The organism is Bradyrhizobium sp. Pa8 (genome assembly GCF_052588265.1).
In genome coordinates this window covers 5,272,802-5,299,763 of the sequence record NZ_CP176767.1, presented here as the reverse complement: position 1 = coordinate 5,299,763, position 26,962 = coordinate 5,272,802, and the positions used below count along the sequence as shown (strand labels likewise).

Here is a 26,962-nt window from a genome sequence, read left to right as displayed (position 1 = left end):
CGACGAGATAACTGTGAAGCTGAAAGCAACAATCATCGTCGTAGCGCTGCTAGCTGCAACGGCTGCACATGCCGAGACGATCGATCTGAAATGCTGGGCGCGGGGCCTTACGGGCGGCGAGGGCAACTCGGTCTACATAAACGGGGAACAGGTCACCGTTAATCTGGACGAGGGGACGATGCACTCTCGGACATTCGGAAGCAATTTGGCCGTCCACGTCACGGATACGCACTTGTTCTTTGAGACGGCGCTTACGCTCGGCAACATTTGGCGACATCTGTTCGATCCGACCGCTGTCTGGCAAGGTTTCATCAACCGCGTTGACGGCACGCTTAAGGCGCATAAACGCGACGGTACTGTCATCAGCGGGCACTGCCAGCTGATCGGCTGAACCTGCCCATGTCGCAGATGGGTCAATCGCGTCGGGGGCGCGCTGGACGAGCCGCTTCCGCTCTGCCCCACAAATCGGACCACGCGTGAGCCGGTCTGGACTTCGCCTACGGGCCACAAACGGACTCACGAGTATTGAGGCGGCGCGATAAGGCGGAGCGCCTTGACGCGTGGCGCAAGGCAGCCGTGGGGTCAAGAGCGCCGGTTCGCGCCTCAGCCGGTGGCGTCCGGTCTGGCCCCGCCAACAGGCGAACCCCGGTGTGGAGAGCCGTTGTTCTTGCACAATAATCGGCGCGCTGAGAGATCATATTGCCCCGCAAAGCAAAATGATGCCGAGAGGAGTTTCGCCAGGGCAGCTTTACGCCGACTGCGCACGTTCGATATGGTTATGACGTCCGATATCTCACGCGGAGGAAAGCGACATGCCCATCATCACAGGATTCGACAAACTCGCGTCAGTGCCCGAGGAGCAGATTACCGAGAAAATTCGGCGCCGAGTCATATCTGGCAAACAAGGGACGATGGTGTGCTGGAGAATAAAGTCGGGCGCGCGCGCCGCCGCTCACAAACATCCGCATGAGCAGTTCGTGTGGATGATTGCCGGCACCATGGAATTTCGAATTGACGACCAGAAGCGAACAATGAAACCCGGGGACGTAGCGGTGATCCCCGGCGGTGTCGAGCACGAAGCCTATTTTCCGGAAGACTCAGAGCTGATCGATTTCTTCGCGCCAGTGCGTGAAGACTTTCTAACCGCTGCGCCCCCATCCTACATGGTGCAGCGTTAAGCCGCGCACCGCCTAATGAACCGAAGAATGACGCTGCCGCACGCGCGAGCCGCATTGCTTGACGTGCGCTTCGCGCTCCGCGAGCAGATTTTTCCGGTCATGGTGGCAGACGTCCGTTCCGGGTCATTCGCGACCGGGTCGAGCCAACAGCAAGCCCGGCCAAGTCCGCTATGCCGCCGAAAGCGGAAGCAAATTCAGAGAATTATCTGCACGGCCACGGGGGCGCGCTGTCGGTTGATGGCGCTGCCCGAGATCCGCGTCGTATCCGCGATACACGTGATCCTGGATTGCTCTCCTGCCGCCGCATCGTCATTGCGAGCGCAGCGAAGCAGTCCAGAAATGCATCCGCGGCTGGAGTCCTGGATTGCTTCGCTGCGCTCGCAATGACGGGGGAGACACCGGCCTTTCGAAGCGGGCGCCATGATGACACCCTGCTCCTGTTTTGCCCGACGTGTCAAACGTCGATGCGGTCGCGCTCACGCACTTGCGGGTTTGGTAAGCGGCTGAACTTCCTCATAGTTTCTACTGTGCATGGGGTTGTTTTCGCGCTTTTCGTTTTGAGGGCTGCCTAGTCCGCCGCTTTTTCCCTCAGCCGCTGCGCGTAGACGTTGATGACCAGCGCCGCCAGCAGGATCAGGCCGCGGATCAGGATCTTCAGGAAGCTGTCGATGTTGACGTGGTCGAGGCCGTTATTCAGGACACCGAGAACGAACAGCCCGACGATGGTGTTGCCGATGCCGCCGCGCCCGCCGAACAGGCTGGTGCCGCCGACAACCACGGCGGCGATGGAGTCGAGCAGATAGGTGTCGAACTCGTTCTGCTGCGCGCTGCCGAAATGGGCGACGCCGAGCATGCCGCCGATGCCCGAGCACACCGCCGAGATCACCATCACGGCGCCGAGGATGAGCTTGACGTTGAGGCCGGAATATTCGGCCGCCTCGCGGTTGCCGCCGACCATGTAGACGTAGCGGCCGAAGCGCGTGTAGGTCAGCACCAGATGGCCGCCGAGCAGCATGATCGCCGCGACGATGACGATCCAGGGGATGCCGCCGATCGAGCCCGAGCCGAGCGTGGTGATCAGGCCGGGCACCTTGTAGGCAATCTGGCCGCGCACCAGCAGCGCCGAGACGCCGGCCGCGATCTGCATCATCGCCAGCGTCATGATGAAGGAGGGGATGCCGATCACGGTCAGGCCGAGCGCGTTGACGAGGCCGAGCAGGGCGCAGAGCAGGATCGACAGGATGATCGCGACCGCGCCGGGCAGGGGAATGTTGGCGATGTTGACGTAGGATTCCTGTAGCGTGAAGTAGGCGACCGCGATACCGGTGACGTTGGCGATGCTGGCGATCGAGAGGTCGATCTCGGCGCAGAGGATCACGAAGGTGAGCCCGACCGCGATGATGCCGGTGACCGACACCTGCGTCAGGATGTTGCCGAGATTGTCCAGCGTCGCGAAGGAGGGGCTGGCAAGTGCGAAGAAGGCGGACAGGAAGATCAGGGTGAGGAACGGCGCGATGTTGCGCATCTGCGAGCGCAGGAAGGGCGCAACGCCGCGCGGCCGCCGACCCGCCGCCAAAGCCGTCTCACTGCTCGCCATGGTGCTTCTCCGTCACGCCGCTTCCAGCAGGCGGTCCTTGCTGACCGGCTCGTTCTTGAATTCCCGCACCAATGCGCCGCGCTTGAGCACGAGGATGCGGTCGGCCAGCGACAGCACCGTTTCCGGCTCGGTCGACAGCACGATGACCGCGAGCCCCTTGGCGCGGAGATCGCGGATGATGTTGATGACGTCGTTCTTGGCGCCGACATCCATGCCGCGGGTCGGCTCGCACAGCACCAGCAGCTTCGGCGGATAGGTCAGCCATTTTGCGAGCGCGACCTTCTGCTGGTTGCCGCCGGAGAGCATGCCGAGATCGAGGCCGATCACCGGCGGCCTGATCTGCAGCTGCTCGACCTGGCGTTTCGCGATGTCGCGCTCCTGCGCCGGCTTGAGCAGCAGCGACGAGATGCGGTCGAGAATGCTGATCGAGATGTTCTTGTAGACCGGCTCCTGGTGAAACAGCATGGCGCGCCGGCTCTCCGGCACCAGCGCCACGCCGGCGCGCCGCGCCGCCGCCGTGCTGGCGAAGGTTTTTGGCTTGCCCTCGACGGCGAGCGTGCCGCCGTCCGGCTTCAGCTTGCCGAACAGGATACGCGACAGCTCCTGCTGGCCGCAGCCCATGAACCCGTAGATGCCGAGCACCTCGCCGGCGCGCGCCTCGAAGGAGATGTCCTTCAGGCTGCGGGCCAGCGACAATTGGTCGACCTTCAGGACCACGGAGCTGTCGCTCGGCCGTGGCAGCATGAGGTCATCGGTGTAGCTGTGCTCGAGCGCTTCGCCGCCGCGGCCGATCATGGCCTCGATCAGCGCGCCCTTGCTGGTCGCGGCCGCGGCGGTCTCGGCGACCTTCCGCCCGTTGCGGAACACGGTCACGGTGTCGGACACAAGCAGGATGTCCTCGATGAAATGCGAGATGAAGACGATTGCAGTGCCTTCCTCGCGCAGCCGCCGGAGCGTCGCGAACAGCCGCTCGACCTCGGGCGGGGAGAGGGCGGAGGTCGGCTCGTCCAGGATGACGATGCGGGCGCCGGAGAACAGCACGCGGGCGATCTCGATCAACTGCTGGAGCCCGATCGGGAGGTCGCCGAGCCGGCTCATCGGGTCGACGTCGATGCCGAAGCGGGCGAGCTGCTCGCCGGCCTCGCGTGCCATGCGCCGCCATTGCACGAGGCCGAACCGGTTGGTCGGTTGGTTGCCCAGGAACACGTTCTCGGCGACCGTGAGATCGGGCGCGACGCTCAGCTCCTGATGCACCATGGCGATACCGGCCGCGTGTGCATCGCGGGCGGAGCGGAAATGCGTCTCCTTCCCGTCGATCAGGAAACGGCCCGAGAATTCGCTGTGCACGCCGGCGATGATCTTCATCAGCGTGCTTTTGCCGGCGCCGTTCTCGCCGACGAGACCGTGGATCTCGCCGGGTGAGAGCGCGAAGTCGACACCACGAAGCGCCTCGACGCCGCCGAAGCTCTTCGTGATGCCTTGCAGTTCCAGAATGGGCGAACGAACCTCAGGCATGGAGGCTCAGATCAGGAAGTGATCCTGCATCCACTGCATCCCGGCGGCGTTGGCCTTGGTCACGACCGGGCCGTCGGTGACGACGTTCTTGGGAATCCCCTGTCCGCTCTTCTCGCCGCCGACAACGGCGGAAACGCCCGCGATGATCGCGCCGCCATGGATGCGGCAGGAGGGATTGCGCACGGTCGCGAACATGCGGCCTTCGCTTACCGCCTGGATCGCCGGTGGCATTGCATCGACGCCGCCGATCAGAATGTTGGTGCGATTGCGCGCCTTCATGATGTTGGCGGCGGCGAGCGCCATGTCGTCATTGTGGAAGAACGCCGCGTCGATCTGCGGATATTTGGTCAGATAAGTTTCCCAGAGGCGCGCGGTTTTCGACACGTCCCAGTCGGCAGGCTGGGTGTCGAGCACCTCGATGTTCGGGAACTGCTTGACGACGGTGTTGAAGCCCTTCGCCCGGCCTTGCGCGCCGGTATGGCCGAGCGCGCCTTGCGTCATGATGATCTTGCCCTTGCCGCCCATCGCGTTGCACAGCGCCTGCGTCACCGAGGCGCCCATGAACTCGTTGTCGGGGGCAAGGAAAGAGTGGACGTTGATCTGGTCGAGCGGGGCAATCAGCGTGTCCATGTCGATCACGGGCGTGCCGGCATCGATCATCTTCTGCACGGGCTGGGTGAGGGTGCCGATGCCGAAGGCCTGGATCGCGACGAAGTCCCACTTTTGCGAGGCCATGTTGTCGATCGCCGCGCGCTGCTTCACCGCATCGAGCTGGCCATCGAACCAGGTCACCTCGACATTGAACAGCTTGCCCCAGAATTCCGCCGCCTGCTTGCCCTGGGCGCACCAGGTGGCCTGGAGGCCCGCATTGGAGAAGGCCGCCTTCAGCGGCTTCTCGGATCGTCCGACCTCGGCTGCAAGGGCGGGGTTTATGCCCATGCTGCCGAGAAGGGCAGTCGCGGCGCCGGCGGTCGCCGCCGCCTGAAGAAGATCGCGCCTCGTCGTCGAGAAATCTTTCGTCCCGGACATCGCTCGCTCCCATAAAATTTTCGTCGGCGCGTCATTGATTGCGCGACCGATGTCCGAAAGTCTCTCACAAGAGTTCCTGCCACTCAATCTGCAATCGATCGCGAGATCGCCGCAGCTCGTGTTAGGTGCAGCGCAAAGCGTCAGGCCGGAATAGTGGCGAAGGCGCCGATCTCGACGAGCAGCTGGTCCCAGGCCTGTGCGATTTCCGGCGACCATTCGTCGCCGAGCAGGTCGCGCAACGTATCCCTGATGACGGCGAAGAACGCGATGAACAGCTCGCGCGGGGTGCCGTAGCCATCGTGCGAGGCGACCTCGCAGGCGATCAGCCTGAAATGGCCCCGACGCTCGCCGGCGAAGTCGAGGATCGCCTCGATCGTCAGCGCAAGCATTGATCCCATCACCAGCTCGCTGCCCAGCGAGCGGAACATGGTCTGCGTTTCGGGATGCTGTTCAAACAGCCGCTGGTAGACGAGCGGCGTGAGATCCGCGCAGCGCGAGGCCGCGAGTTCGAAGCTGTTTTCGATTGGATTAGAGGGAGCGCTCATCGGCATCGAAGCCATGCGGGCAAAAGAAGCCTCGCGGGCAAAAAAAAGAGCGGGGCCCTGGCCCCGCTCGAAAATTGTGTCGACCCTATTATCCCCGATTCTAAGATTTGCTCTTGATTGACGGGGCGACGCTGCGTTTTGCGCGCCAGGGGCTCCTCCCGAGACTTGGACCACCAGACTTCGACCTCTCGGCCAGCCTGAGCAAGAGGGATGCTAGATCAACTTTTCTCACTTGTCATCATTTTCGGCAACGATTGTTCAAAATTAGAGCAGCTGACGAAATGATCGGGCTGTTTACCCCGTAAGCATATGACAAATATAAGAAATCTGTGGACGGGACGGGTTGCCGGACTGCCTCAAATGCCGGACGTCGCAGCCCGTGGGGCGGCGGGATCACAGTTTTCGAGAAATTTGCGCTGGGCCAAGAAGCCGGCGGAACTGACCTCGACTCAGGTCTCGGCGAGGTGTTTAGTTCGTAGGCGAACGAATGGTTCGGCGGATGCGCGCACGGCTGCAAAAATTCCTACCCCTGGTCCTGCTCGCTTTGGCGATGCAGGTGCTGGCGCCGATTGCCGCCTGTCTGGCGGCCGGCCAGGCCGTGGCCGATCCGTTGTCTGCCGGCGTCATCTGCCACAGCGCGAGCGAGCAGGGCGGTCTGAACGACCAGACCGGTGCGCCGACCGCACATGGCGCCGCGTGCGCGCTGTGCTGCCTGGCGCAGGCAGGCGCATCGCTCGATTCGCCGCCGCACATTGCGCTCGCCATTCCCTTCCGCCACGCCGCGCGCGTGGTGTGGCATGCGGCGGATGTATCCGCCGTCGCGATCCATAAGGGCACAAGCGCCCAGGCGCGCGCACCGCCTCAATTTTCCTGACGACCCTCGTGATTGCCGCGGTCCGTCCGCAGGCGATCGAAGCTGTCGAATGGCCGGAGAGAAAGCCCGGCGTCAGGAATGCCCATGTTACGTTGTCATGCCCGCCATGGCGTGAGCGTCGTCGCGGTCCAGGCCGCGCTGCTTGCGTCGTCGAGCGGAGGCTTTGCCCAAAGCACGAACACGGAGTTGCCGGCGGTGACCGTTGAGGCGCCGCAGACTGCCCGTGCCAAACCAGTCACCCGGCCCTCGCGGCCGCGATCCGCTTCGGCCGGCCGCGCGGCGAGGCCCGTTACGCCGAGTGCGAGCGTCGGCGCAGCGACCCCAAACCGGGCCGTGACGGCCAGCGCGGCGCGAGACGGTCTCAATCAGGCGCCAACCGGCCAGACAGAGACGACCATCTATCGCAGCCAGTTCGACAACCGGCCGGCGGTTACCGTGGCCGACGTGCTGCGCGAGAGCCCCGGCATATCGGTGAAGCAGGGCAACGGACCCCGCGATATCGGCATCTCGATCCGCGGCTCCAACGCCCGCAACGGCTTCGGCATCCGCAATCTCGTGATCTTCGACGACGGCTTCCCGGTCACGCAACCGGACGGGCTGTCCCGCAGTGACCTGATCGATCCGCGGGCCTACAGTGCGATCGATGTGATCCGCGGCCCGTCGTCGGCGCTCTACGGCAACTATGCCACCGGCGGCGCGCTCAATTTCCGCACCCGCCCGGGCGGCTCGATCGATGGCGCCGAGTATGGCGTCGATGGCGGGAGTTTTGGCTACCTCAACAATTATTTTACCTACGGCAAGAAGGTCGGCAATTTCGAGGGCTCGCTGTTTGCGAGTGACGCCCGCGGCGACGGCTTCATCGGCAATAGCTGGTACAATACCCAAACGGTCAATTTTCTCGGCACGCTGCAGGCCACGCCTGATGATCGCTTTACCGTCAAGTTCATCAACAACAATCTTGATACCCGCCTTCCGATCCGCTCCTCGCTGAACCAGTTCTATCAAAACCCTTTCCAGCAGGGCTGCGCGACCGGGGCTACCGCCGCACCGGGATGCGCGACGGTTCTGCTCAATAATAACGGCTTCAACACAGTCGCGGGGACCGACAGGGAAACGGCGCTGCAAGCAGGGCTTGGTCGCAACGACCGCCGGACCATCGTCGGCGGGCGATGGGAGCACGATTTCGACAATACGACGACATGGCGAAATCAGTTCGTTTTCGACGACCGCAACATCAGTCAGCCCACGGGTGGCACCAGCGCCATCGGCGACTTTCCGTCGTACAATTACATGAGCGACATAACCAAGCGCGGTGAAATCTTCGGGATGGATTCGACCACCTATTTCGGTGGCTTTTACAACACTCTGACGGCATCGAGCGACACAAGATTCGTGATGCCGGGTGGTAACGCGACGCTGGGTAGGCTCCAGAGCAATACGTTCAGCGACACCTCGAATTACGGCGTGCGTGCGCGCGAGGAACTCAAGCTGACGCCGCAACTGACCGCTGTTGCCGGGATCGGATGGGAAACCACCATTCTGAAGGGACTAAATACGGCATACACCTACACGGGAGCCGCGGGCATAACGACGACGAAGCTCACCGCGACTGACCGGCAATTTCAGAATACGGCTCCCGAACTGGCGCTGGTCTACAAATTGAACCCCGAGTGGCAGTTTCGCGGCCGCGTCGCTACGGGCTACGGAACGCCGCAGGTCACCAACCTGTTCATCGTTTCGGACGGCACACCCGGCAATAACACCCAGCTCCAGACGCAAAAGAATCTCGGCTACGATCTTGGCTTCGATTGGACTCCAAACACCGCGCTCAAATTCAGTGCGACCGGCTTCTACGAGTTTTTCCGTGACGAATTGGTGAGCCAGGCGACACAAATGGCCGGCGTCAGCTTCATGTTCAACGCGCCACGATCCGAGCATCGCGGTGTCGAGCTTGCCGCCGACTGGAAGTTCCTTCCAGGCTGGCGATTCACGGCGGCGTATACCTATCTCGATCAATTCTACACCGAATACACGGAAAACCTCAGAAGCCCCGGCGTCGGTGGAACGGTCTTCAGCTTCAATCGTGCGGGCAACAAGATTCCCGGGATCTCGCCGAACGAGTTAACCGCGCGACTTGGCTATGACGAGTTTTCGGGGCCGCTTGCCGGCCTCGGCGCGTTCGTCGAAGTGCAGTGGAAGGATTCCTTCTGGATGGACAACGCCAATCTCTTGAAGGCGCCCGGTTACGAACTGGTCAATCTCAACGTGCATTACAAGACGGACCTCCAGTCCGACTACTTCAAGTCACTGAACGTCTATTGTGAAGTCAGGAACGTGTTTGACCGGACCTATGTGGCTTCGGCGAACAATATTGCAAATACGGTGCAAGGCACGGGCATCCAGGACGGAGCGATCGCTTTGGCGAATACGACCAATTCGATCTACGCTGGCTCGCCGCGCGCGTTCTTCGCCGGAATGAAGCTGGCGTTCAAATGATCGAGCAACACTGCAGCAGGAGGAAAGCCATGCTACGAATGAGCCTGCTCGCGACGCTCGTCCTTTCGCTTTGCCAAGACGCAGCGCATGCGCAAATGAGCCATCATCAGCATGCCTCGGAGGCGGCGTGCGAGGAGATCGAGTTGCGTTGCGCGTCGAAGGTGACGCCGGCCTTCGCGTCGGATGGCACGCTTTGGCTCGCCTGGATGGCGGGGGGGCAGATATCGGTGGCAAGTTCGAAGGATGCGGGGCGCAGTTTCTCGGCGCCCATCCAGGTCACGACGAAGCGGCTGAACCTTGATTGGGGGCCGGACGCCCGGCCGAAGATCGTGGTCGATCGCAAGGGCGGCATCGCGCTCGCATTCTCGATCTTCAGGGATGAGGCCTTCAACGGCCAGGTGCTCTACACACGCTCGGCCGACGGCGGGAAGAGCTTTGCGGAGCTGAAGCCCATCACCGCCAACAACGAGAGCCAGCGTTTTGAGGCGCTGGCGCTCGATCAGGATGGAACGGTCTTCGCGGCGTGGCTGGACAAGCGCAATCGCGTCCCCGCGAAGGAGGCGGGACGGAAGTACGAGGGAGCAGGGCTGTTCTTTGCCTCGTCGCGCGACGACGGCGCCACCTACGCGGAGGCGAAGCTTGCGCGTGACAACACCTGCGAATGCTGCCGGTTGGGGCTGACATTCGCGGCGCCCGGGCGGCCGGCCGTGATCTTCAGAAATATCTTCGAGGGCGGCGTGCGCGATCACGCGGTCATGACCTTCGCCGACGTCTCGACGCCGGGCGAAATCCATCGGGTCAGCAATGACGACTGGCAGATCAACGCCTGCCCGCATCACGGACCGAGCCTCACCGTTGCGCCGAACGGGACCTATCACGTTGCCTGGTACACGAACGGCAAGGCGCGCAAGGGACTGTTCTACGCCCATTCGCGCGACGAAGGCCGCACCTTCTCCACGCCCATGGCGCTGGGGCAGCCGGGCCGCAATCCGACGCGTCCTTACGTGCTCGCAAGTGCTGTGGGAACGGTGATGGTCTGGAAGGAGTTCGACGGCGAGAAGACCTCGGTCCAGATGATGATTTCCCGCGACGACGGCGAGAGCTGGTCGCCGCCGAAGACGATATCGAGCACGACCGACACATCTGATCATCCCTTGCTCGTTTCCAATGGCCAACAGGTCTATTTGTCATGGATGACGAAAGCGGATGGCTATCGGCTCACAGCAATCGAGGACCAGCCATGAGACGTCGATTTGCAGGCATTCTGGGTCTGGGTATCCTGATCGCGTCAGCGGCTACGCTCGGAGCCGCGCCGGCCCTGAAACCGTTCGAGCGTGGCACCTGGCAAGGCGTCCTTAGGGGGCATGCGGGCCGCCCGACGCTCGTGCATTTCTGGGGCGTGACCTGCGGGCCCTGCAAGGTCGAGCTGCCGCTGCTGGGGCAGTTTGCGAAGGACCATCCCGGGATCGACGTGGTCACGATCAGCGCCGATCTCGTGCCGAACCTGCCGGCGGCAACGCAGTCGATGCTTGACAAGGCGGGGCTGTCGTCGACCGAGAACTTCATCTTCAACGACGGTTTTGTCGAGCGTTTGAGGTTCGAGATCGATCCCGCCTGGCAGGGCGACATTCCCCGGACCATGCTCATCTCCCGCGACGGGACAATCACGACGATCGAAGGCTCGGCCGAGATGGCCGATCTCGAAAAATGGTCGGGCCAACAGCTCGCCACACACTGACATTCAATCTGCAAACGGGAATACCGATATGAAGACCATGTTGAAAGATCTGCTGCTCGCAGCGTTTGCTCTCTCGCTCTGCGCAGCACCAGCGGCGGCCGAGGACGTCAAGGCCGGCGATCTCGTTATCTCGCAGGCCTGGAGCCGGGCGACGCCCGGCGGCGCCAAGGTGGCCGGCGGTTATCTCACCATCGAGAACAAGGGGACAACGGCGGACAGGCTGGTCAGTGTTTCCGCCGACATCGCGGGGAAGACCGAGGTCCATGAGATGGCGATGGACAACGGTGTGATGAAGATGCGTCCGCTCGACAAGGGGCTCGTGATCGATGCCGGCAAGACGGTGAAGCTCGCGCCCGGCGGCAATCATCTGATGCTCCAGGAGCTGAAGGGGCCGTTCAAGCAGGGTGACAAGGTACCGGTGACACTGGAGTTCGAGAAGGCCGGCAAGGTCGCCGTCTCCCTCGACGTTCAGGGCGTCGCTGCGCAGGCGCCCGGCGACGGCGGGCATATGATGAAGAAAATGCCGGATCATTCGGGAATGAAGATGTGATGAAACAGATCAAGTTTTCCATGACCTTGCGTCGATCCCTAACAGGCCTTGCGCTCGCGTTGGCTGCGTTGCTGTCGTTTGCCGCGACACCGCTTGCGGCGGCGACGGACGACGACAGCTTCTTCACGCACCTGCACACCGAGAAGGCGATGGCCAATGTCACGGTCTCGCCGGGCCGCGCCGGCCCGGTCGAGATCGCTATCCAGCTCGAAACCACGGACGAGACGCCGCTCACGGCCAAGGCCGTGTCGGTGACGCTCGTGGACACGCAGTCCGGGCGGAAGCTCGCGCCGGTCGAGGCTTTGCGCGACGGCGAGGACAGCTGGCACGTGAAGGTCGCGCAATTGACGCCCGGACGCTGGATGCTGGGTCTCGGAATTTCGATCTCCGAGGCCGATCATGTCAGTGTGGAATCGCCGATCCTGATCAAGTGACGATGTCGAAGGGGCCTAACATGTCGAAGAAATCCTGCCTGTTCCTGATCGCCGTGCTGGCCGCGTCGCCTGCATCGGCGCATATCACGCTCGAGACCAAGCAGGCGACAGTTGGTTCCTACTACAAGGCCGTCTTCGCCGTGCCGCACGGCTGCGCGGGTTCGCCCACGGTGAAGATCAAGGTGCAGATTCCGGAAGGTGTGATCGCGGTGAAGCCGATGCCAAAAGCGGGCTGGAGCGTCGATGTCGTCGAAGGCAAGTACGCCAATGAATACGACTATCACGGCAACAAGCTTGCCTCCGGCGTCAGGGAGGTGGCCTGGTCCGGCGGCAAGCTGCCGGATCACAATTACGACGAGTTCGTCATCAGCAGCTTCCTGACCAACAGCCTGAAGCCGGACACGACGCTGTATTTCCCTGTTGTCCAGGAGTGCGAGACCGGCGTCAGCCGCTGGATCGAGATCCCGGCGGACGGGGCGGGGCATTCGCACGAGGGCAAATCGCCGGCACCGGGCGTGAAGCTCTTGCCAAAGCCCTGATGCGCCTGCTCGCCGCGCTCGCGACGCTCCTCTGCGTTGTCGGCTTCACGACCGGCGCGTCCGCACATGCGGCGCTCGTCGCAGTCGAGCCGGCGAGCGGCAGCATGCTTGCGAGCGCGCCGAAGGCGGTGGAGCTGCGCTTCAACGAGGCGGTGACGCCAGGCGCAATCCAATTGATCGACGGCGCCGGGAGGGCGCGGGACGATGCGCGCGTCAGCGCGTCGGGCGAAACGATCTCGGTCGCGTTGCCGCCCGACCTGCCGCAGGGCACTGCGGTCGTCAGCTATCGCGTGATCTCGCAGGACGGCCATCCCGTCGCGGGATCGGTGATCTTCTCGATCGGCATGCCGACGGGGACGCAACCTCCTGCCAATGCCGATCGCGGGCTGAGCGTGCTGATCTGGCTGGCGCGGGTCGGTCTGTATCTCGGGCTGTTCGTCGGTGTCGGAGGCGTGTTCTTTGCGCGCTGGGTTGCGTGGTCGACGACGCGCATGACCGTTCCGCGCGTAGCGCTCGCCATCGGCATTCCGGGCGCCACAGCGTCCGTTGGCGCGTTGGGCCTCGATCTCCTCGGGCTGCCGCCAGCGGCTCTCGCGACGGCCGCCCCGTGGAAGGTCGCGTTCGCGACCAGCGCCGGCCCCGCGCTGCTGGTTGCGATTGTTGCGATGCTGCTCGCGTTGATGGCGCTGCGCAGCGCATGGTATGCGCGCGCTCTTGCGATCATCGCGCTCGTCGGCGTCGGTCTGTCGCTTGCCATGACCGGGCACGCTGCAACGGCCCCGCCGGAGGCGTTGACCCGGCCGGCGATCTTTCTCCACGGCCTCGGCGTCACCATCTGGATCGGTGCTCTCGCGCCGCTGGTCGCACTGGTGTCGAAGCCGACGACTGCGACGCTCCCCGTCGTGAGCCGCTTTTCCCGCATCGCTGCGCTGGCGGTCGGCGTGCTCGCCTTGACCGGCCTCGCACTCGCGATCGTTCAGCTCGAAAAGCCGGTCGCGCTGGTCGAAACCCGCTACGGACTCATCCTCTCGATCAAGCTTGCATTGGTCACGGGATTGCTGGCGCTCGCCGCGCTCAATCGGTTCAGGCTGACACCGGCCCTGGCCCGGGACGAGACAGGGACGCCCGCGCTCAAGCGCTCGATCCTGCTGGAAGGCGCGATCGCACTCGCCATCCTTGCCGTCGTCGCCGGCTGGCGCTTCACGCCGCCGCCGCGGACGATCATTCCCGAGACGCCCTTGGCGATCCACATCCACAGCGACAAGGCGATGTTCCAGGTTCTGGTGTCGCCTGGGAAACCCGGCGTCGACGATTTCGTGCTCCAGCTTATGACCGGCGAGGCCACGCCCCTGATCGCGAAGGAGGTGACGCTGACCCTGAGCCTGCCGGAGCGCGGCATCGAGCCGATGGAGCGGGGCGCCTTGCTCGAGCCGGATGGCTACTGGCATGTGCGCAAGGTCGAGCTTCCCTTCGCCGGCCGCTGGCACGTGCGGATCGACGCGCTGGTGACCGATTTCGAGAAGGTCACGCTGGAGGACGAGCTCGATGTGGGGCTGCCTTAGAGCGCGCCGGTTCGGTTCATGCTGAACCTGAAGGCAACGGAAAAATGACTGGAATTCCGCCGCCTTAGCGGCTTTTCCTCATTCCCGGTCTTGTGTTTTCGCTCCCAATCCGCTTTCACTGCAGGCGATCACTGATTCCCAGAGTATTGCCATGCGGTTGTCGCGATTCTTTCTGCCCATCCTGAAGGAAAATCCGAAAGAGGCGGAGATCGTCTCGCATCGGCTGATGCTGCGCGCCGGCATGATCCGGCAGGAGGCGGCCGGCATCTATGCCTGGCTGCCGCTCGGCTTCCGCGTGCTGAAGAAGATCGAGCAGATCGTGCGCGAGGAGCAGGACCGCTCCGGCGCGCTCGAACTCTTGATGCCGACGCTCCAGCTCGCTGACCTCTGGCGCGAGAGCGGCCGTTACGACGCCTACGGCCCGGAAATGCTGCGCATCGCCGATCGCCACAAGCGTGAGCTGCTGTACGGGCCGACCAACGAGGAAATGATCACCGAGATCTTCCGCGCCTACGTCAAGTCCTACAAGAACCTGCCGCTCAATCTCTATCATATCCAATGGAAATTCCGCGACGAGCAGCGTCCACGTTTCGGCGTGATGCGCGGCCGCGAATTCCTGATGAAGGACGCCTATTCCTTCGATCTCAACGAGGCAGCCGCGCGCGTTGCCTACAACAAGATGTTCGTCGCCTATTTGCGCACCTTCGCGCGGATGGGGCTGAAGGCGATCCCGATGCGCGCCGAGACCGGCCCGATCGGCGGCGATCTCAGCCATGAGTTCATCGTGCTGGCGGAGACCGGTGAATCCGGCGTTTTCATCAATCGCGACGTGCTGGACCTGCCGGTGCCGGGCGAGGACGTCGACTATGACGGCGACCTGACGCCGATCATCAAGCAATGGACCTCGGTCTATGCGGCGACGGAAGACGTGCACGACGCCGCGCGCTTCGAGCAGGAGGTGCCTGCGGACAAGCGGGTGAACACCCGCGGCATCGAGGTCGGGCAGATCTTCTATTTCGGCACGAAGTATTCCGACGCGATGAAGGCGCTGGTTGCGGGCCCCGACGGCGTCGATGTGCCGATCCACGGCGGCTCCTATGGCGTCGGCGTCTCGCGCCTGCTCGGTGCCATCATCGAAGCCTGCCATGACGATGCCGGCATCAAATGGCCGGAGGCGGTGGCCCCGTTCCGCGTGTCGATTCTCAACCTCAAGCAGGGCGATGCCGCGGTCGATGCGGCCTGCGAGAAGCTCTATGCCGAGCTCACCGCCAAGGGCGTCGACGTGCTCTACGACGACACCGATCAGCGGGCCGGCGCCAAATTCGCCGCCGCCGACCTGATCGGCATCCCCTGGCAGATCATGATCGGGCCGAAGGGCCTCGCCGAGGGCAAGGTCGAGATCAAGAAGCGCAGTGACGGCTCCCGCGAGACGATGTCGCCTGCGGACGCGATCGCCCGGCTGGTCGGCTGAATATTGTTCATCGCGCGATATCGCGGCCGCCAATCCGGCCACAATTGACCCCGAATCATGGGATTATCGAGCGATGGATGAGACCATGACCGAGACCAAGCAAACCGCGCCTTTTGCGCCATTCGAATGGATGCTGTCGGCGCGCTATCTGCGGGCGCGCCGCAAGGAGGGATTCATCTCGGTCATCGCCGGGTTCTCCTTCCTCGGCATCATGCTCGGCGTGGCGACGCTGATCATCGTCATGGCGGTGATGAACGGCTTCCGCAAGGAGCTGCTCGACAAGATCCTGGGGCTGAACGGCCACATCCTGGTGCAGCCGCTGGAATCGCCGCTGACCGACTGGAAGGACGTCGCCGACCGCCTCAGCCAGGTCCAGGGCATCCGGCTCGCCGCGCCCGTGGTCGACGGCCAGGCGCTGGCGTCCTCGCCGTGGAACGCCTCGGGCGTCCTGGTGCGCGGCATCCGCTCCGAGGACCTCAACAACCTCACCTCGATCGCCAAGAACATCAAGCAGGGCTCGCTCGAGGGCTTTGACGACGGGCAGGGGGTCGCGATCGGCCGGCGCCTTGCCGACCAGCTCTCGCTGCACGCCGGCGACAGCATCACGCTGGTGGCGCCGAAGGGCGCGGTCACCCCGATGGGCACGACGCCGCGCATCAAGCCCTACAAGATCGTCGCGGTGTTCGAGATCGGCATGTCCGAATACGATCTCGGCTTCGTGTTCATGCCGCTGGCCGAAGCTCAGGCCTATTTCAACCGCAGCAACGACGTCACCTCGATCGAGGTGTTCACCACCAACCCCGACAAGATCGACGCCTTCCGCAAGGCGGTGACGGAGGCCGCGGGCCGTCCGGTGTTCCTGGTCGACTGGCGGCAGCGCAACTCGACCTTCTTCAACGCGCTCCAGGTCGAGCGCAACGTGATGTTCCTGATCCTGACCATGATCGTGCTGGTCGCAGCACTCAACATCGTCTCCGGCCTGATCATGCTGGTGAAGGACAAGGGCAGCGACATCGCGATCCTACGCACGATGGGCGCCTCGCAAGGCTCGATCATGCGCGTCTTCCTGATCACGGGCGCCTCAATCGGCGTGGTCGGTACCCTGGTCGGCTTCTTCGTCGGCCTCGTGATCTGCCTCAACATCGAGTCCATCAGGCAATTCCTGTCCTGGCTGACCAGCACCGAGCTGTTCTCGCCGGAGCTCTACTTCCTGTCGAAGCTTCCCGCCGAGATCGACGTCGGCGAGACCACGGCTGTCGTCATCATGGCGCTGACGCTGTCGTTCCTGGCGACGCTGTACCCGTCGTGGCGCGCCGCGCGCCTCGATCCTGTCGAAGCGCTGCGGTACGAGTGAGGGGCTGATGGAGAGCCAGCAGGGGGCGGAAGATGTACCGGTCATTTATCTCCACGAGATAAAGCGGCAGTACTTGCAGGGCGAGGTGCCGCTGACGATCCTCGACAACGCCAAGCTCGCGCTGTGGGCCGGGCAATCGGTGGCGCTGGTCGCACCGTCGGGCTCGGGCAAATCGACGTTGCTGCACATCGCAGGGCTGCTTGAAGCGCCCGATTCCGGCGAGGTCTACGTCAACGGCGCGCCGACCTCGCAGCTGCCCGACATCGAGCGTACCCAGCTCCGCCGCACCGATATCGGCTTCGTCTACCAGTCGCACCGGCTGCTGCCGGAGTTCACGGCGCTCGAGAACGTGATGATGCCGCAGATGATCCGCGGCCTGAAGAAGTCGGAGAGCGTCAAGCGCGCCAAGGAGATCCTCGGCTATCTCGGCCTCGGCGACCGCATCACCCATCGGCCCGCGGAATTGTCGGGCGGCGAGCAGCAGCGCGTCGCGATCGCGCGCGCGGTCGCCAACGCGCCGCGCGTGCTGTTCGCGGACGAGCCGACCGGCAACCTCGATCCGCACACGGCCGATCATGTCTTCCAGGCCCTGATGCAGCTGGTCAAGGCGACCAAGGTCTCCATGCTGATCGCGACCCACAACATGGAGCTCGCCGGCCGCATGGACCGGCGCGTGTCGCTGTCGAACGGCCAGGTCGTCGAGCTCGAATAATAAAAACTGCGAAAACAACCCCATGCACAGTAGCCGGCTCTGGCCGGCTACGATCGGGGTGACGCCTTGCAGCCATTTGACATGTCGGGCCTATCAGCGGCGACGGCGCATCGCCGCAGCGGAGGGGCCGCTACGGCCTGATCACCGTCAATTTGAACGGTCCCGCATTGGCTGCGGCGTGTTCCACCGCCTCGTTGGCATGGTCGAGGTCGAAGGCCGTCGCCTCGTATTCGTCCAGCCGTAACAATCCCGCGCGCATCAGCGCGATCAGGCGGCTCGCCGCATCCGGCGGATACATCCAGACGCCGTGGATGCTGATGCAGTTGCGCATGATCCAGGGGTACGGCAGCTCGAGGCCCGCGCCGCCGGCCATGCCGACGCCGCCCATCAGCACGACGCGGCCGTAAGCGTGCACCGTCATGATCGCCGCGCGTACCACGGTCGTGCTGACCGAGGGTGGCATGATGTCGAACACGCAGTCGATCGGCCCCGGTGCGGCGCGGTTCATGCTTTCGCAGTCGTCGCTCTCGTTGCCGGTGAGTTTCACCGGCTTCACCCGATCGCCGAAGCGGCGGACGAGGTCGGCCAAAATCCTGTCGTTGCGACCGGGCGCGACCACGCAGGCCGCGCCCATCGCGAGCGCGACGGAGACGGCCGCGCTGCCGAAATTGCCGGTGGCGCCGCTCACCAGCACGGTCTCGCCGGGTTGAAGGTTGGCGGCGAGGAAGCCGCCATAGGGCACCAGCAGCGTGCCCAGCGCGCACCATTGCGAGGCTTCCGCGGACGTGATCGCACCAAGCCGCTTCACATTCTCGGTCGGCACGCGCATCTGCTCGGCATAGGAGCCGTGGCGAAAATGCCGCTGCAGGCGCATGCCGCCGGGGCCGGCGGCCGTGAGCCCTTGCAGGGCGATATCGGGCGCCACGATGTCATCGCGCGAACGCACCGTCGGGTCGCAGAACACCCAGTCGCCGACGCTGAGTTTGGTGGCGTCGGGGCCGATCGCGCGTACCCGGCCGATGCCGCCGGGGCCGGGGATGATCGGCAGGTCGAGCGCGTAGTTTCGTTCGCCGCTGAAAACCTCGTTCATGTAGGACAGCACGCGCGTGGCGACGACGTCGACGATGACCTCGCCGGTGCCCAGCACCGGATCAGGGACATTCTCGATCACCAGTGGCGATCCGAAGGATTTGAGTGCGGCAGCTTTCATGATGTTCACCTCAAAGTCGGGTGAAAGGGCATATGCGCCGCCTTGGAAAGGCTAGGAAGGCCTGGTATTATCCTAGTATTACGAAGGCCCTGCATCGGAGCGCAACATCATGGCCGACCCGCGCCGCGTCGAATTCGGCGACTTCCTGCGGTCCCGCCGCGAAAAGCTGACGCCGAAGACGGTCGGTCTTCCCGCGGGCAGCCGCCGGCGCACCGCGGGCCTGCGCCGCGAGGAGGTCGCCCAGCTCGCCGGCATCGGTGTCGACTGGTACATCCGCCTCGAGCAGGGCCGCACCGTCAGCCCGTCGGTCACCACGGTCGATGCGCTCGCCCGTGCGCTGCGGCTGAGCAAGACCGAGCATGCGCATCTCAAGGCGCTGGCGCGCGACGGTGCCAGAAGCGCGTTCACGCGCGAGATCGTGCCGCCGCCGATCCTGCGGCTGATCGAGAGCCTGCCGCATCCGGCCTATATCACCGGGCGGCGCTGGGACGTGCTGGCCTGGAACGAAGCCGCCGAGCAGGTTTTTGCGTTCGGCCGGTTGCCGGAGGAGGATCGCAACACGATGCTCCTGATGATGACCAACAAGCAGACGCGCAAGGCTTACGGCGCGGGCTGGGCGGAGGTCGCCAAGCGCATGGTCGCGATGTTCCGCGCGACCCACGACGTCTGGGCCGGCGATCCCGCGTTTGCGGAGTTGCTGACGCGGCTGCGACAGGGCAGCCCGGAATTCGTCAAATGGTGGGAAGCCCACGAGATCCGCAGCACCGCCTCGGGCCTCAAGACGATGTCTCATCCAACTCTGGGCGTGCTCCATTTCGAGCACACGAGTTTTCAGGCCAATGACGATCCCGCGCTGAAGCTCGTGATCTACACGCCGGTGTAGGGCGTAGAACGCGAAGGCCAAGACCATCGGCGCGCAGACCCGCGCGCTGCGTCTCAGCAAGACCCGGCATGCGCATCTGAACGCACTGGCGCACGACGGCGACAGGTGCGCGTTCACGTCCGAGATCGTTCGCCCGTCATTCGGCGGATGATCGAGGGCCTGAATCAGCCGGCCTGCACCGCCGGGCAGCGCTTCCGGCCGTGGTGCGGAAGCGCTGTGATCGGATCGGGACGGCCACCGGCATATGTCCAGCGCCTCCGCGCTTATCGTAGTTTGCGGGGCGGCGCCTCGACTAGAGATCGATGCTGACGGCGATGTTGCGGCCCTGTAGTTCGGCGATCTTCATTCCGTCAGCCTGCAGCTGCGCAAACTCCGGGTCCTTTGACACGGCCTCCTGCACCTTGCCGTAGACTTCCCAATTGGAGTAGCGCGTCGTAACCAGCAACTCTCCTGCCCAGGGACCGGTGTGGAAACGGGAGAGCCGAAGAAATTCGGCACCATGTTTTTCAAAGATTTTCTTCGCCTGCCTGATGATCTGGATCGTTTCCTCGACCTTGTCGGTTTTGAAGCGAGTAAATTGAACGATCGGCATGGGCTACCTCCATAGTTGTGCAAATGTCCAAGAGGCATTTATCGAGCAACGTTTGAGGAGCGAACCTCTTGCTCGATGAAGGTTCGTCTTCAGCGGCTCGATCCTGGTTCAGGCTTCGCAAGCGGAAGCAACTCTGCCCGTTCTCGGCGGATGGTCGGCGCATCGTCACTGGCAGGCAATTTTTCGCGCTGAGTGGTGTTCGCCGCGAACCGGATACCTCTTGCTAAACCACGTATCGCGCTCGAGTGCCGGCCGTTCGAACGTCGCGATCGCGGCGAAGCGCGCTATGCACGCTGGTGGGCGGAGTTGCTGATTGTACCGAGGGACTCGTGGTGCTACGTTTCTGCACGTCATTCCGTTTTCGGTTTGATGCGACGGGCGATCGGGCTTACGGACTGCCGCCCGTTCATTTGAAATTGGAATACTTGAGGCAATAGTGCCCCGCCTCCGGCCCCCCTTTTGAGTGCGGTCGGACAATGTTTTTTCATTGGGCCTCCGTTCTTCCCACTGACTCGGAGGCGGGTTCTTTCAGTCGAATTTTGCAACAAGTCGATCTTCGACATGTGCATTCTGACGAGCCACGCGGATCTTGCCGCACCAAATCACCATCCGATCGCGGGGCGGGGCAGGCATTGCCTGATTGTTGCATTGCTCTGTGCCGCTTCCCTGTTTCAGGTCACGCCCAAAGCGTGGGGACAATGCTCGGCGCGCGACGTGTTACAGAATCAACTGAAGCTCGGCAAAGTTCGTGCAGTTGATTTGCCGGTGAAACTCATCGGGTCCGCCCGCGATGTTCCAACATGGCGGAATATTGCGGTCGGCACCTTTGGCAACTCCATTGCGTTACGCAATGCATTGGATGCGGTCGGTTGCAATATCGGCGGGCTGGCCGCGGAAGTTCTCGCTCGACCGGCCTTCACCGTCAGTCCCAACAAGATAGACGTGGAGCTTGTGGCGGTATCCGCGGTCGAGCTCGGCTTTAAAACCGATAGCGTGCCTCTGGCCGTCATTTACGCGCGGGCCCGGCAACTCGGCTTTGAACTTGCGGCAGCGGAGGTTGGTCCGCAATTACGCCTTCAATATCTTGATCAGCCCATGGGCGAATTCCTCATCGTGGGAATGCAGCCAATCAAGACGTGGAGCGGAGAGCCGGTGGTTCTCAACGTGGCAAATGGCGGAGCCGGATTGATCCTGATCGGCCAGGACGGCCGAGATGACGCTGAAATACCGGCGACCTCCCGTTTTCTTTTCGTGCGGCCGCCTGACCTTAGCGGCGGAATCGCGGCCGCTCTGCTGCCGCCATGAAGGCGAACAACCAAGTTTCGAGCAGCGGAGCGCTGACAGCGGAGAAAATTCCTTGCGTCAGATCAAGGGAGACTTCCTGTCCATGGAGATCAACGAGGCTGCCGGCTCAAATGCAGCGGCACCGGAAATTCACCAAGGGATGGAGGCAAGCCTCGTCTCCAGTTTCGTCTGGAGAGGCGTCAACAGTAGGGAGTGACATCATGCGCGGATTCGGAGCTGTATGCATCTCACTGTTACTATCGACAATTCCCGCGACTGCGTCAGATCAGAATCTCAAGGAAGAACTTGGAAAGATAGGCTCAGCATACGAGCAGTACTTCGGCAAGAAGGATCCCGCCGGGATTACTTCGCTTTATACCAAGAACTATATGCGTGTGACTGAAGACGGCGTCGTGGACAATACCAGGTACTATGAGGACGCTTTCAAGGCGGGAGTTAGTCGCCTCGAGGTCAAGATGACCGAGGTTCAGTCATTGTCAGAAAACATGGCTCTGGTCACCGGCGAATCTCGCGTTACTGGCAACAGCGAGACAGGCGCTCCCATAGACTTCACCGTTGTTTGGACCGCTCTCGATGTTCGTGAGGACGGGCAATGGAAAATTCGCATGCTAACGTCTGTCCCCAAACCGCCGCCGCCTCAGCCGCAGCAGGCCGCAAAGTAACTCCAAGCAAAGTCTTCTCTGCCCGCAATCGTTCTCTGCACCACCTTAAAGGGAGCCAACGATGGCCATTTTGCACGCAAACCTCGCATTGCTTTCAGTCGCATCGATTCTGGCAACGACGAGTGTCCAGGCTCAGAGCATGCCGCCGGAGGGCCCCGTCTCGGTCATATTCACCGCCACGCCGATTCCTGCTCTCAAGCCGATGGCGATAGGCGGCGGCAGAGAATTTGTTGTCATGAACCAGGCCATGGCAGCCTCAAACGAGGCGGGAAATCCTGTACTCAACAACATGGGTGGACGTTGTCAGCTCAGCCGCCTGACGGATCCGTCGGCGAAGACCGCTGAAATTCACGGGTTCTGTACTTACGTCGACAAGGACGGCGACCAGTTGTTCGAGCAATGCGACTGGATGCCCGCATCCCCCAACAATTGCAACATAACGGGTGGGACCGGCAAATTCGAAGGTCTCCAGGCCGCGCTCGTCGTCACCATCGACCCTCTCAAGAGCAACTTCGATGGCATCAATCAGGTTATTGGCCACAAGAAGGGGACGTACAAGTTCGTCAAGACGAACTAGGCTCGTCCGCTGAATTCCAGCAGCCACGCACGGCCTCGATTGCTGCAGTTCGGGATGCCGAGACAGCAACGTCTTCTGAACGGTTTGCCCCGGCGCTCATGTCCGCTACCACGCACGAGCGACGTGGTTCCGTCATCTGCTGAACGGCCGGCCGGTGTCCCGGTGAAGTACGAGGCACGCCGCTCGCCAGCATGTTCGGTGACCGGCGGCGTTGTGAATTTCTTGGGTGTGAATGGGTTCACAACGACGTCGCCAGGCGAATGCTATATTCCAGCCGTTCAACTGCCGACTGATTTTTGAAGAGTGTCTTTTTCGAACAGCCTCTGAGGAGAGGGTCATGTTCAAGCAATTCCTCTTGGTCGCGGCGATAGCCTCCCTAACGTTAGCCACATCCACTAAAGCCCATTACGAATATGCTTTGGAGCGCAGCGCGTCCGCCGAGTCGCGTTCGGTTTCGTTGCATTCTGATACGGCTCAACTTGCGGAAGCCCTGCTGGATGACATCGTGACTTGGCTCTCATCGAATTTCGACCTGCCTGCCATCAAACAGCGCCCCGCCGTTGAATTTGCGTCGAAGATGGAGCTTGCGAGGTTGCGTGCAAGGGACCGTACTTCTTCGCAAGGCTTCATGCAAAGCGATGCGCACGTAGCTCAGCGCGGAGTTGTCGCACTTTACGACAACGAGACGAGAACGATCTTGCTTCCTGATGATTGGGGCGGCACTTCGCCCACCGACCAATCGGTCCTGGTACACGAAATGGTCCATCACCTTCAGAATGTTGGAAGGCTCAAATTTGATTGCCCACAGGCGCGAGAGAAATTGGCCTACCTGGCTCAGGATAAATGGCTGGAGCGGTTCGGACTTAGCTTGGAGAACGAGTTCGACGTCGACATGTTCACAGTGCTGATTTCTTCAGCATGCATGTATTGATCGTGACCGGTCGATCCCGGTCGCTGTCGAACGATTGCCTTTCCAAAGGCGCGCAAAGCTAAGATCATCTCGTACGTACCAACAAGACTTCCGCGGATTTGATTGATGACCAGACTCTTGGCGGTCCTCGCAATTGCATTGGCGATCCTGGCGATGGCTCGGGGGCAGCAGGATCAGTTTGTACCGCGGCCAACAGGACTAATGCCAGCGGTGCTTGTTCCCTGAGTTCTCCTGAGGTGACGGGTTAATCCATTCAGCCGGTGGCGCACAGATCCGCTCGGGGCCCAAAGCGCGTTTCCGAGGTGGCGCAGGCGAAGTCTGCAACAGCCCCAGAGTGAAGCTACGTTCTGCCACGGGCCTTCGAATTGCGCTCCTGCGCTTACGGCGACGGCACGGTCGAAGGCGGCGCGGTGACGTTCGGTAGCGGAGTTGCTGGCCAAGGGCTTGCCGGCCAGGGACCTTTCGGCTTGGCCGCGACCGACGAGCACGCTGCCGCAAGCTGCGTCCGCACCGATGCCAGGCCCGTCAGGTCGATGTCGAATTTCGCGACGTCGACCTTTTCGTCCGGCATCGGCGTGGTCCGCCGGACATGGAGGGAGCGGGACGCCATGATCGCCTTGACCATGTCAGGGTCGATACTGCCGCTCCACATCTCGTACTTCGCGGCCCGCACCGGAAACCCTCCGGCCTCCTGGTCCTTGTCGGAGTCCGCCGTCATCATGATCGTACTTTTGCCGACGCTCGCCTCGTCGATCTCGCCCGCGAACATCAGCGGCACGCGATTCCTGGTTTCGCAAAACATGCGCCACTCCATCGTCCGGAACGAAGAGCCGCTGTCCTTCTTCATCACCGCGATCTTGCTGATGAACGGCCGCGTTGCCTTCTCCAGCCTCCACATCCCTTCGGCAAACGGTCGGGTGTCGATTCCGAAACGATAGAGCTCGGCTCGCGTCAGCATATGCAGGTTTTCGAACTTCACGGTACGGATGAGATCGTCGAGGTCGCGGCTGATCCCCATCGCCGCGATGAACGCAGCGCGGTCGCGGTCGGCGTTCGCGATCCGACGCTGTCTGTATTCCGCGACCGCCTGCGGCGCCGGATGCCCGTGAAAGACGAGGACCAGCCTGGAGTTATGGACCGCCAGAACGGCGTCGGGAGCCACCTCGCGTGATGTCGCCCCGAGAAACAGGTAACCGCAGGCCGAGTTGCACATCGCATGGTAGGTCGTGAGCTCCGCCTCGACCTCGCCGCCGGCGCCCTTGGTCTTCAGGCATGCGGTGTCCACCTGTGTGCCGGCGGCGCACGGCGTCGCGATCGTCCGGCCGACACGCGCGACCGACTTGCGACTGCGCAGCAGCCGGCCGATGACGTAGGACTGCTCCACGTTCCCGCCGGGCGAATGAAGGTAGATCGGTCGCTGCGTGTCCTTGACGCCGGCCAGGAAGCGGCGAATGCGCTGGCTGGCGTCCCCATCGATCTCGCCCTCGATGGCGATCCAGCGGTCGCAGCCGGGCCCGCACGCGTCCGGTGCCCCCTTGGCAAGATAGATCGTCAGCTTGCGCGCAAATCCGGCCTTCTCGGAAGGCGTTTCCTCGGCATGCAGTGTGCATGGAAGCAGCATGGCCACGAGAAACAAAATACGGGCAAGCATGTAACGACTGGGCCGCGCGCGGTGAGGATAGGCGCCGACGTTACATGATGATCGGCGCGCTTACAACTTTTGGTGGTTAGAACCGGCTGGCCGATGCGCCGGTATCGGTGAGCCAGTAGAGCGAGATGGCACCCAGGATCTCGTCACGTCAGCCGATCGATGATTTCGAAGAGCCTCTCGCAGGACGCTTCGATCCGCTTTTGCGGCGATGTGGCGATACCCAGCAACAGACCGGGGCGCGCCGAAGCCGTGGACGCATACCAGAGCGACAGCGGGGTAGGCGCCAGTCCGAACGATGCCGCTTCCCTGGCGATGGCGAGATCGGGCGCTCCGTCCGGCAGCCGCAGGACCGCTGCCAATCCGGCAAGCGCAACATTGGCGGTGCGCGTCCGAAGCTGTTTCAGCAATGCATCGCCTTGCGCGCCGTAGACCCGCTTCGTGCGCCGGAGATGCCGCAGATAATGGCCCTCGCGCATGAAATCGGCGGTGGCGAGCTGCACTGCGGGCCCGGGCGCCGGTGCGAGGCAAGCCGCGGCTTCGGCAAATCGCGATACCAGAGCCGCCGGCGCAACGACAAAGCCGAGCCGCAAGGCAGGGGTCACGGTCTTGCTGAAAGAGCCGATGTGGATGACGCGGCCCGCGCGATCGAGCGAGGCGAGTGCCGGCGTGGCCCGGCCCCTGAGCTGAAGCTCGCTGAGATAGTCATCCTCGATCACCCACGCCTTGCGTCGGGTGGCCCAGTCGAGCAGGCGCGAACGCCTCGCCAGCGACAATGTGGATCCGAGTGGCGCCTGCTGCCCGGGCGTCACGACGACAAGCGCGGCGTCAGGAGCATGCTTCAGGCCATAATCGACATCGATGCCGTCGGCGTCGACCGGGATCGGCGCGATCGACAGTCTTGCAAGCGCGAGACCGTGCCGCGTGAAGGGAAAGCCCGGATTCTCCACCCAGACCTTCGTCTTTGGCTCGGGGCCGAGGACACCGAGCGCCAATCCGAGGCCGCCGCTGAAACCGCTGGTGATGATGATCTGCGACGGCACGCACTCGATCCCGCGCGCCAGCGCAAGGTAAGCTGCGATCTCGCGTCGCAAGTCGAGCTCGCCGCGCGGATCGGGATAGATCGCCGGCGCGCTCATTTCGACGCGAACTGCCTGCGCGCGCATCCTTGCGAGCAGGGTCGCAGGAAAAGTCTCTTGCGCGGGCACGCCCATCTGGAAGATCGCCGGCCCCGCCGTGAGCTCCTGGTACATCTCCATGAACGAGCCGGGGGCCGGAGCCTTGTCCTTCCGAACGGGAAAGGACGGCCGATCCGCGACATGCGTGCCGGTTGCGCGTGACGCGACGATCAGTTGGGCAGAGGCCAGCTTTTCATAGGCCGCGCGCACGGTGCCCCGCGCGACGCCAAGCTGGGCTGCCAGATCCTGCCAGGAGGGCAGGCGCGCTCCGGGTGCGAGCACGCCGTTCTCGATGGCGGCCCTGATGCCGCCATGGATCTGCTCGGCCAGCGGCATCTTCGCAGAGCGATCCAATTCCAACCGCAGCGGTTTGGTCATGCTC

Annotated in this window: 27 protein-coding genes; 19 read left to right on the top strand and 8 right to left on the bottom strand. The window is 63.0% G+C overall.

Features of this window, described 5'->3' with window-relative positions:
- Positions 1–13: 13 nt before the first annotated feature.
- Both ACKWRH_RS24605 and ACKWRH_RS24600 read left to right on the top strand, forming a co-directional pair.
- Positions 14–391 carry a hypothetical protein gene (locus ACKWRH_RS24605; protein ID WP_445215629.1) on the top strand — a complete coding sequence of 126 codons (378 nt, stop codon included), beginning with the start codon at positions 14–16 and terminating at the stop codon, positions 389–391.
- A gap of 421 nt (positions 392–812) precedes the next feature.
- Positions 813–1,178, top strand: coding sequence for a cupin domain-containing protein (locus ACKWRH_RS24600; RefSeq protein WP_445215628.1), 366 nt, complete (start codon positions 813–815; stop codon positions 1,176–1,178).
- A 568-nt stretch (positions 1,179–1,746) separates the two neighbouring features.
- Here ACKWRH_RS24600 and ACKWRH_RS24595 read toward each other — a convergent pair.
- The 4 genes from ACKWRH_RS24595 to ACKWRH_RS24580 all read right to left on the bottom strand — a co-directional run bounded on the left by ACKWRH_RS24595 (position 1,747) and on the right by ACKWRH_RS24580 (position 5,864).
- Positions 1,747–2,775 carry an ABC transporter permease gene (locus ACKWRH_RS24595; protein ID WP_445215627.1) on the bottom strand — a complete coding sequence of 343 codons (1,029 nt, stop codon included), beginning with the start codon at positions 2,773–2,775 and terminating at the stop codon, positions 1,747–1,749.
- A gap of 12 nt (positions 2,776–2,787) precedes the next feature.
- Positions 2,788–4,290, bottom strand: coding sequence for a sugar ABC transporter ATP-binding protein (locus tag ACKWRH_RS24590; protein WP_445215626.1), 1,503 nt, complete (start codon positions 4,288–4,290; stop codon positions 2,788–2,790).
- A 6-nt stretch (positions 4,291–4,296) separates the two neighbouring features.
- Positions 4,297–5,319 carry a sugar ABC transporter substrate-binding protein gene (locus ACKWRH_RS24585; RefSeq protein WP_028155964.1) on the bottom strand — a complete coding sequence of 341 codons (1,023 nt, stop codon included), beginning with the start codon at positions 5,317–5,319 and terminating at the stop codon, positions 4,297–4,299.
- Between the two features lie 140 nt (positions 5,320–5,459).
- A complete protein-coding gene (locus ACKWRH_RS24580; protein ID WP_445215625.1) occupies positions 5,460–5,864 on the bottom strand; it encodes a globin in 405 nt (134 codons plus the stop codon).
- A 499-nt stretch (positions 5,865–6,363) separates the two neighbouring features.
- Between ACKWRH_RS24580 and ACKWRH_RS24575 the strand changes: the two genes are divergently transcribed.
- The 11 genes from ACKWRH_RS24575 (at position 6,364) to ACKWRH_RS24525 (ending at position 17,594) form a co-directional block, all read left to right on the top strand.
- On the top strand, positions 6,364–6,738 hold the full coding sequence (locus tag ACKWRH_RS24575; RefSeq protein WP_445215624.1) for a DUF2946 domain-containing protein: 375 nt from the start codon (positions 6,364–6,366) through the stop codon (positions 6,736–6,738).
- Positions 6,739–6,822: 84 nt separating this feature from the next.
- Positions 6,823–9,234, top strand: a complete 2,412-nt coding sequence (locus ACKWRH_RS24570; RefSeq protein WP_445215623.1) for a TonB-dependent receptor family protein — start codon at positions 6,823–6,825, stop codon at positions 9,232–9,234.
- A 29-nt stretch (positions 9,235–9,263) separates the two neighbouring features.
- Positions 9,264–10,478: a sialidase family protein gene (locus tag ACKWRH_RS24565; protein WP_445215622.1), complete on the top strand. Its 1,215-nt coding sequence runs from the start codon at positions 9,264–9,266 to the stop codon at positions 10,476–10,478.
- Complete coding sequence (locus ACKWRH_RS24560; protein ID WP_038955320.1) at positions 10,475–10,972, top strand: TlpA family protein disulfide reductase; 498 nt, start codon at positions 10,475–10,477, stop codon at positions 10,970–10,972. Before ACKWRH_RS24565 ends, ACKWRH_RS24560 begins: the two co-directional genes overlap by 4 nt.
- Before the next feature lie 28 nt (positions 10,973–11,000).
- Positions 11,001–11,522: a copper chaperone PCu(A)C gene (locus tag ACKWRH_RS24555; RefSeq protein WP_445215621.1), complete on the top strand. Its 522-nt coding sequence runs from the start codon at positions 11,001–11,003 to the stop codon at positions 11,520–11,522.
- On the top strand, positions 11,522–11,956 hold the full coding sequence (locus tag ACKWRH_RS24550) for a hypothetical protein (protein ID WP_445215620.1): 435 nt from the start codon (positions 11,522–11,524) through the stop codon (positions 11,954–11,956). Before ACKWRH_RS24555 ends, ACKWRH_RS24550 begins: the two co-directional genes overlap by 1 nt.
- A gap of 20 nt (positions 11,957–11,976) precedes the next feature.
- Complete coding sequence (locus ACKWRH_RS24545) at positions 11,977–12,495, top strand: YcnI family copper-binding membrane protein (RefSeq protein WP_445215619.1); 519 nt, start codon at positions 11,977–11,979, stop codon at positions 12,493–12,495.
- Positions 12,495–14,057, top strand: a complete 1,563-nt coding sequence (locus ACKWRH_RS24540; protein WP_445215618.1) for a copper resistance CopC/CopD family protein — start codon at positions 12,495–12,497, stop codon at positions 14,055–14,057. Before ACKWRH_RS24545 ends, ACKWRH_RS24540 begins: the two co-directional genes overlap by 1 nt.
- Positions 14,058–14,208: 151 nt before the next feature.
- On the top strand, positions 14,209–15,528 hold the full coding sequence (gene proS / locus ACKWRH_RS24535; protein WP_445215617.1) for a proline--tRNA ligase: 1,320 nt from the start codon (positions 14,209–14,211) through the stop codon (positions 15,526–15,528).
- A gap of 73 nt (positions 15,529–15,601) precedes the next feature.
- A complete protein-coding gene (locus ACKWRH_RS24530; protein ID WP_445215616.1) occupies positions 15,602–16,882 on the top strand; it encodes a lipoprotein-releasing ABC transporter permease subunit in 1,281 nt (426 codons plus the stop codon).
- 7 nt (positions 16,883–16,889) lie between these two features.
- On the top strand, positions 16,890–17,594 hold the full coding sequence (locus tag ACKWRH_RS24525; RefSeq protein WP_445215615.1) for an ABC transporter ATP-binding protein: 705 nt from the start codon (positions 16,890–16,892) through the stop codon (positions 17,592–17,594).
- A 130-nt stretch (positions 17,595–17,724) separates the two neighbouring features.
- On the opposite strand, the gene ACKWRH_RS24520 is transcribed toward ACKWRH_RS24525, so the two are convergent.
- Complete coding sequence (locus ACKWRH_RS24520; protein ID WP_445215614.1) at positions 17,725–18,804, bottom strand: alcohol dehydrogenase catalytic domain-containing protein; 1,080 nt, start codon at positions 18,802–18,804, stop codon at positions 17,725–17,727.
- A 109-nt stretch (positions 18,805–18,913) separates the two neighbouring features.
- Between ACKWRH_RS24520 and ACKWRH_RS24515 the strand changes: the two genes are divergently transcribed.
- Positions 18,914–19,687, top strand: a complete 774-nt coding sequence (locus ACKWRH_RS24515; protein WP_445215613.1) for a helix-turn-helix transcriptional regulator — start codon at positions 18,914–18,916, stop codon at positions 19,685–19,687.
- Positions 19,688–19,979: 292 nt separating this feature from the next.
- On the opposite strand, the gene ACKWRH_RS24510 is transcribed toward ACKWRH_RS24515, so the two are convergent.
- Positions 19,980–20,279, bottom strand: a complete 300-nt coding sequence (locus tag ACKWRH_RS24510) for a hypothetical protein (protein ID WP_445215612.1) — start codon at positions 20,277–20,279, stop codon at positions 19,980–19,982.
- Positions 20,280–20,840: 561 nt separating this feature from the next.
- Here ACKWRH_RS24510 and ACKWRH_RS24505 point away from each other — a divergent pair.
- From ACKWRH_RS24505 to ACKWRH_RS24485, 5 genes are all read left to right on the top strand, one after another.
- The gene (locus tag ACKWRH_RS24505) at positions 20,841–21,584 is read left to right on the top strand and encodes a hypothetical protein (protein WP_445215611.1); all 744 of its coding nucleotides are present in this window, start codon (positions 20,841–20,843) and stop codon (positions 21,582–21,584) included.
- 52 nt (positions 21,585–21,636) lie between these two features.
- Positions 21,637–21,780, top strand: coding sequence for a hypothetical protein (locus ACKWRH_RS24500; RefSeq protein WP_445215610.1), 144 nt, complete (start codon positions 21,637–21,639; stop codon positions 21,778–21,780).
- Between the two features lie 4 nt (positions 21,781–21,784).
- Positions 21,785–22,246: a YybH family protein gene (locus tag ACKWRH_RS24495; RefSeq protein ID WP_445215609.1), complete on the top strand. Its 462-nt coding sequence runs from the start codon at positions 21,785–21,787 to the stop codon at positions 22,244–22,246.
- A 61-nt stretch (positions 22,247–22,307) separates the two neighbouring features.
- Positions 22,308–22,823, top strand: a complete 516-nt coding sequence (locus tag ACKWRH_RS24490) for a hypothetical protein (RefSeq protein WP_445215608.1) — start codon at positions 22,308–22,310, stop codon at positions 22,821–22,823.
- 337 nt (positions 22,824–23,160) lie between these two features.
- On the top strand, positions 23,161–23,754 hold the full coding sequence (locus tag ACKWRH_RS24485; RefSeq protein WP_445215607.1) for a DUF6647 family protein: 594 nt from the start codon (positions 23,161–23,163) through the stop codon (positions 23,752–23,754).
- A gap of 379 nt (positions 23,755–24,133) precedes the next feature.
- On the opposite strand, the gene ACKWRH_RS24480 is transcribed toward ACKWRH_RS24485, so the two are convergent.
- Together ACKWRH_RS24480 and pdxR are read right to left on the bottom strand one after the other, a co-directional pair.
- Positions 24,134–25,405: a hypothetical protein gene (locus ACKWRH_RS24480; protein ID WP_445215606.1), complete on the bottom strand. Its 1,272-nt coding sequence runs from the start codon at positions 25,403–25,405 to the stop codon at positions 24,134–24,136.
- A 143-nt stretch (positions 25,406–25,548) separates the two neighbouring features.
- Positions 25,549–26,958: a MocR-like pyridoxine biosynthesis transcription factor PdxR gene (gene pdxR, locus ACKWRH_RS24475; RefSeq protein WP_445215605.1), complete on the bottom strand. Its 1,410-nt coding sequence runs from the start codon at positions 26,956–26,958 to the stop codon at positions 25,549–25,551.
- Positions 26,959–26,962 lie beyond the last annotated feature (4 nt).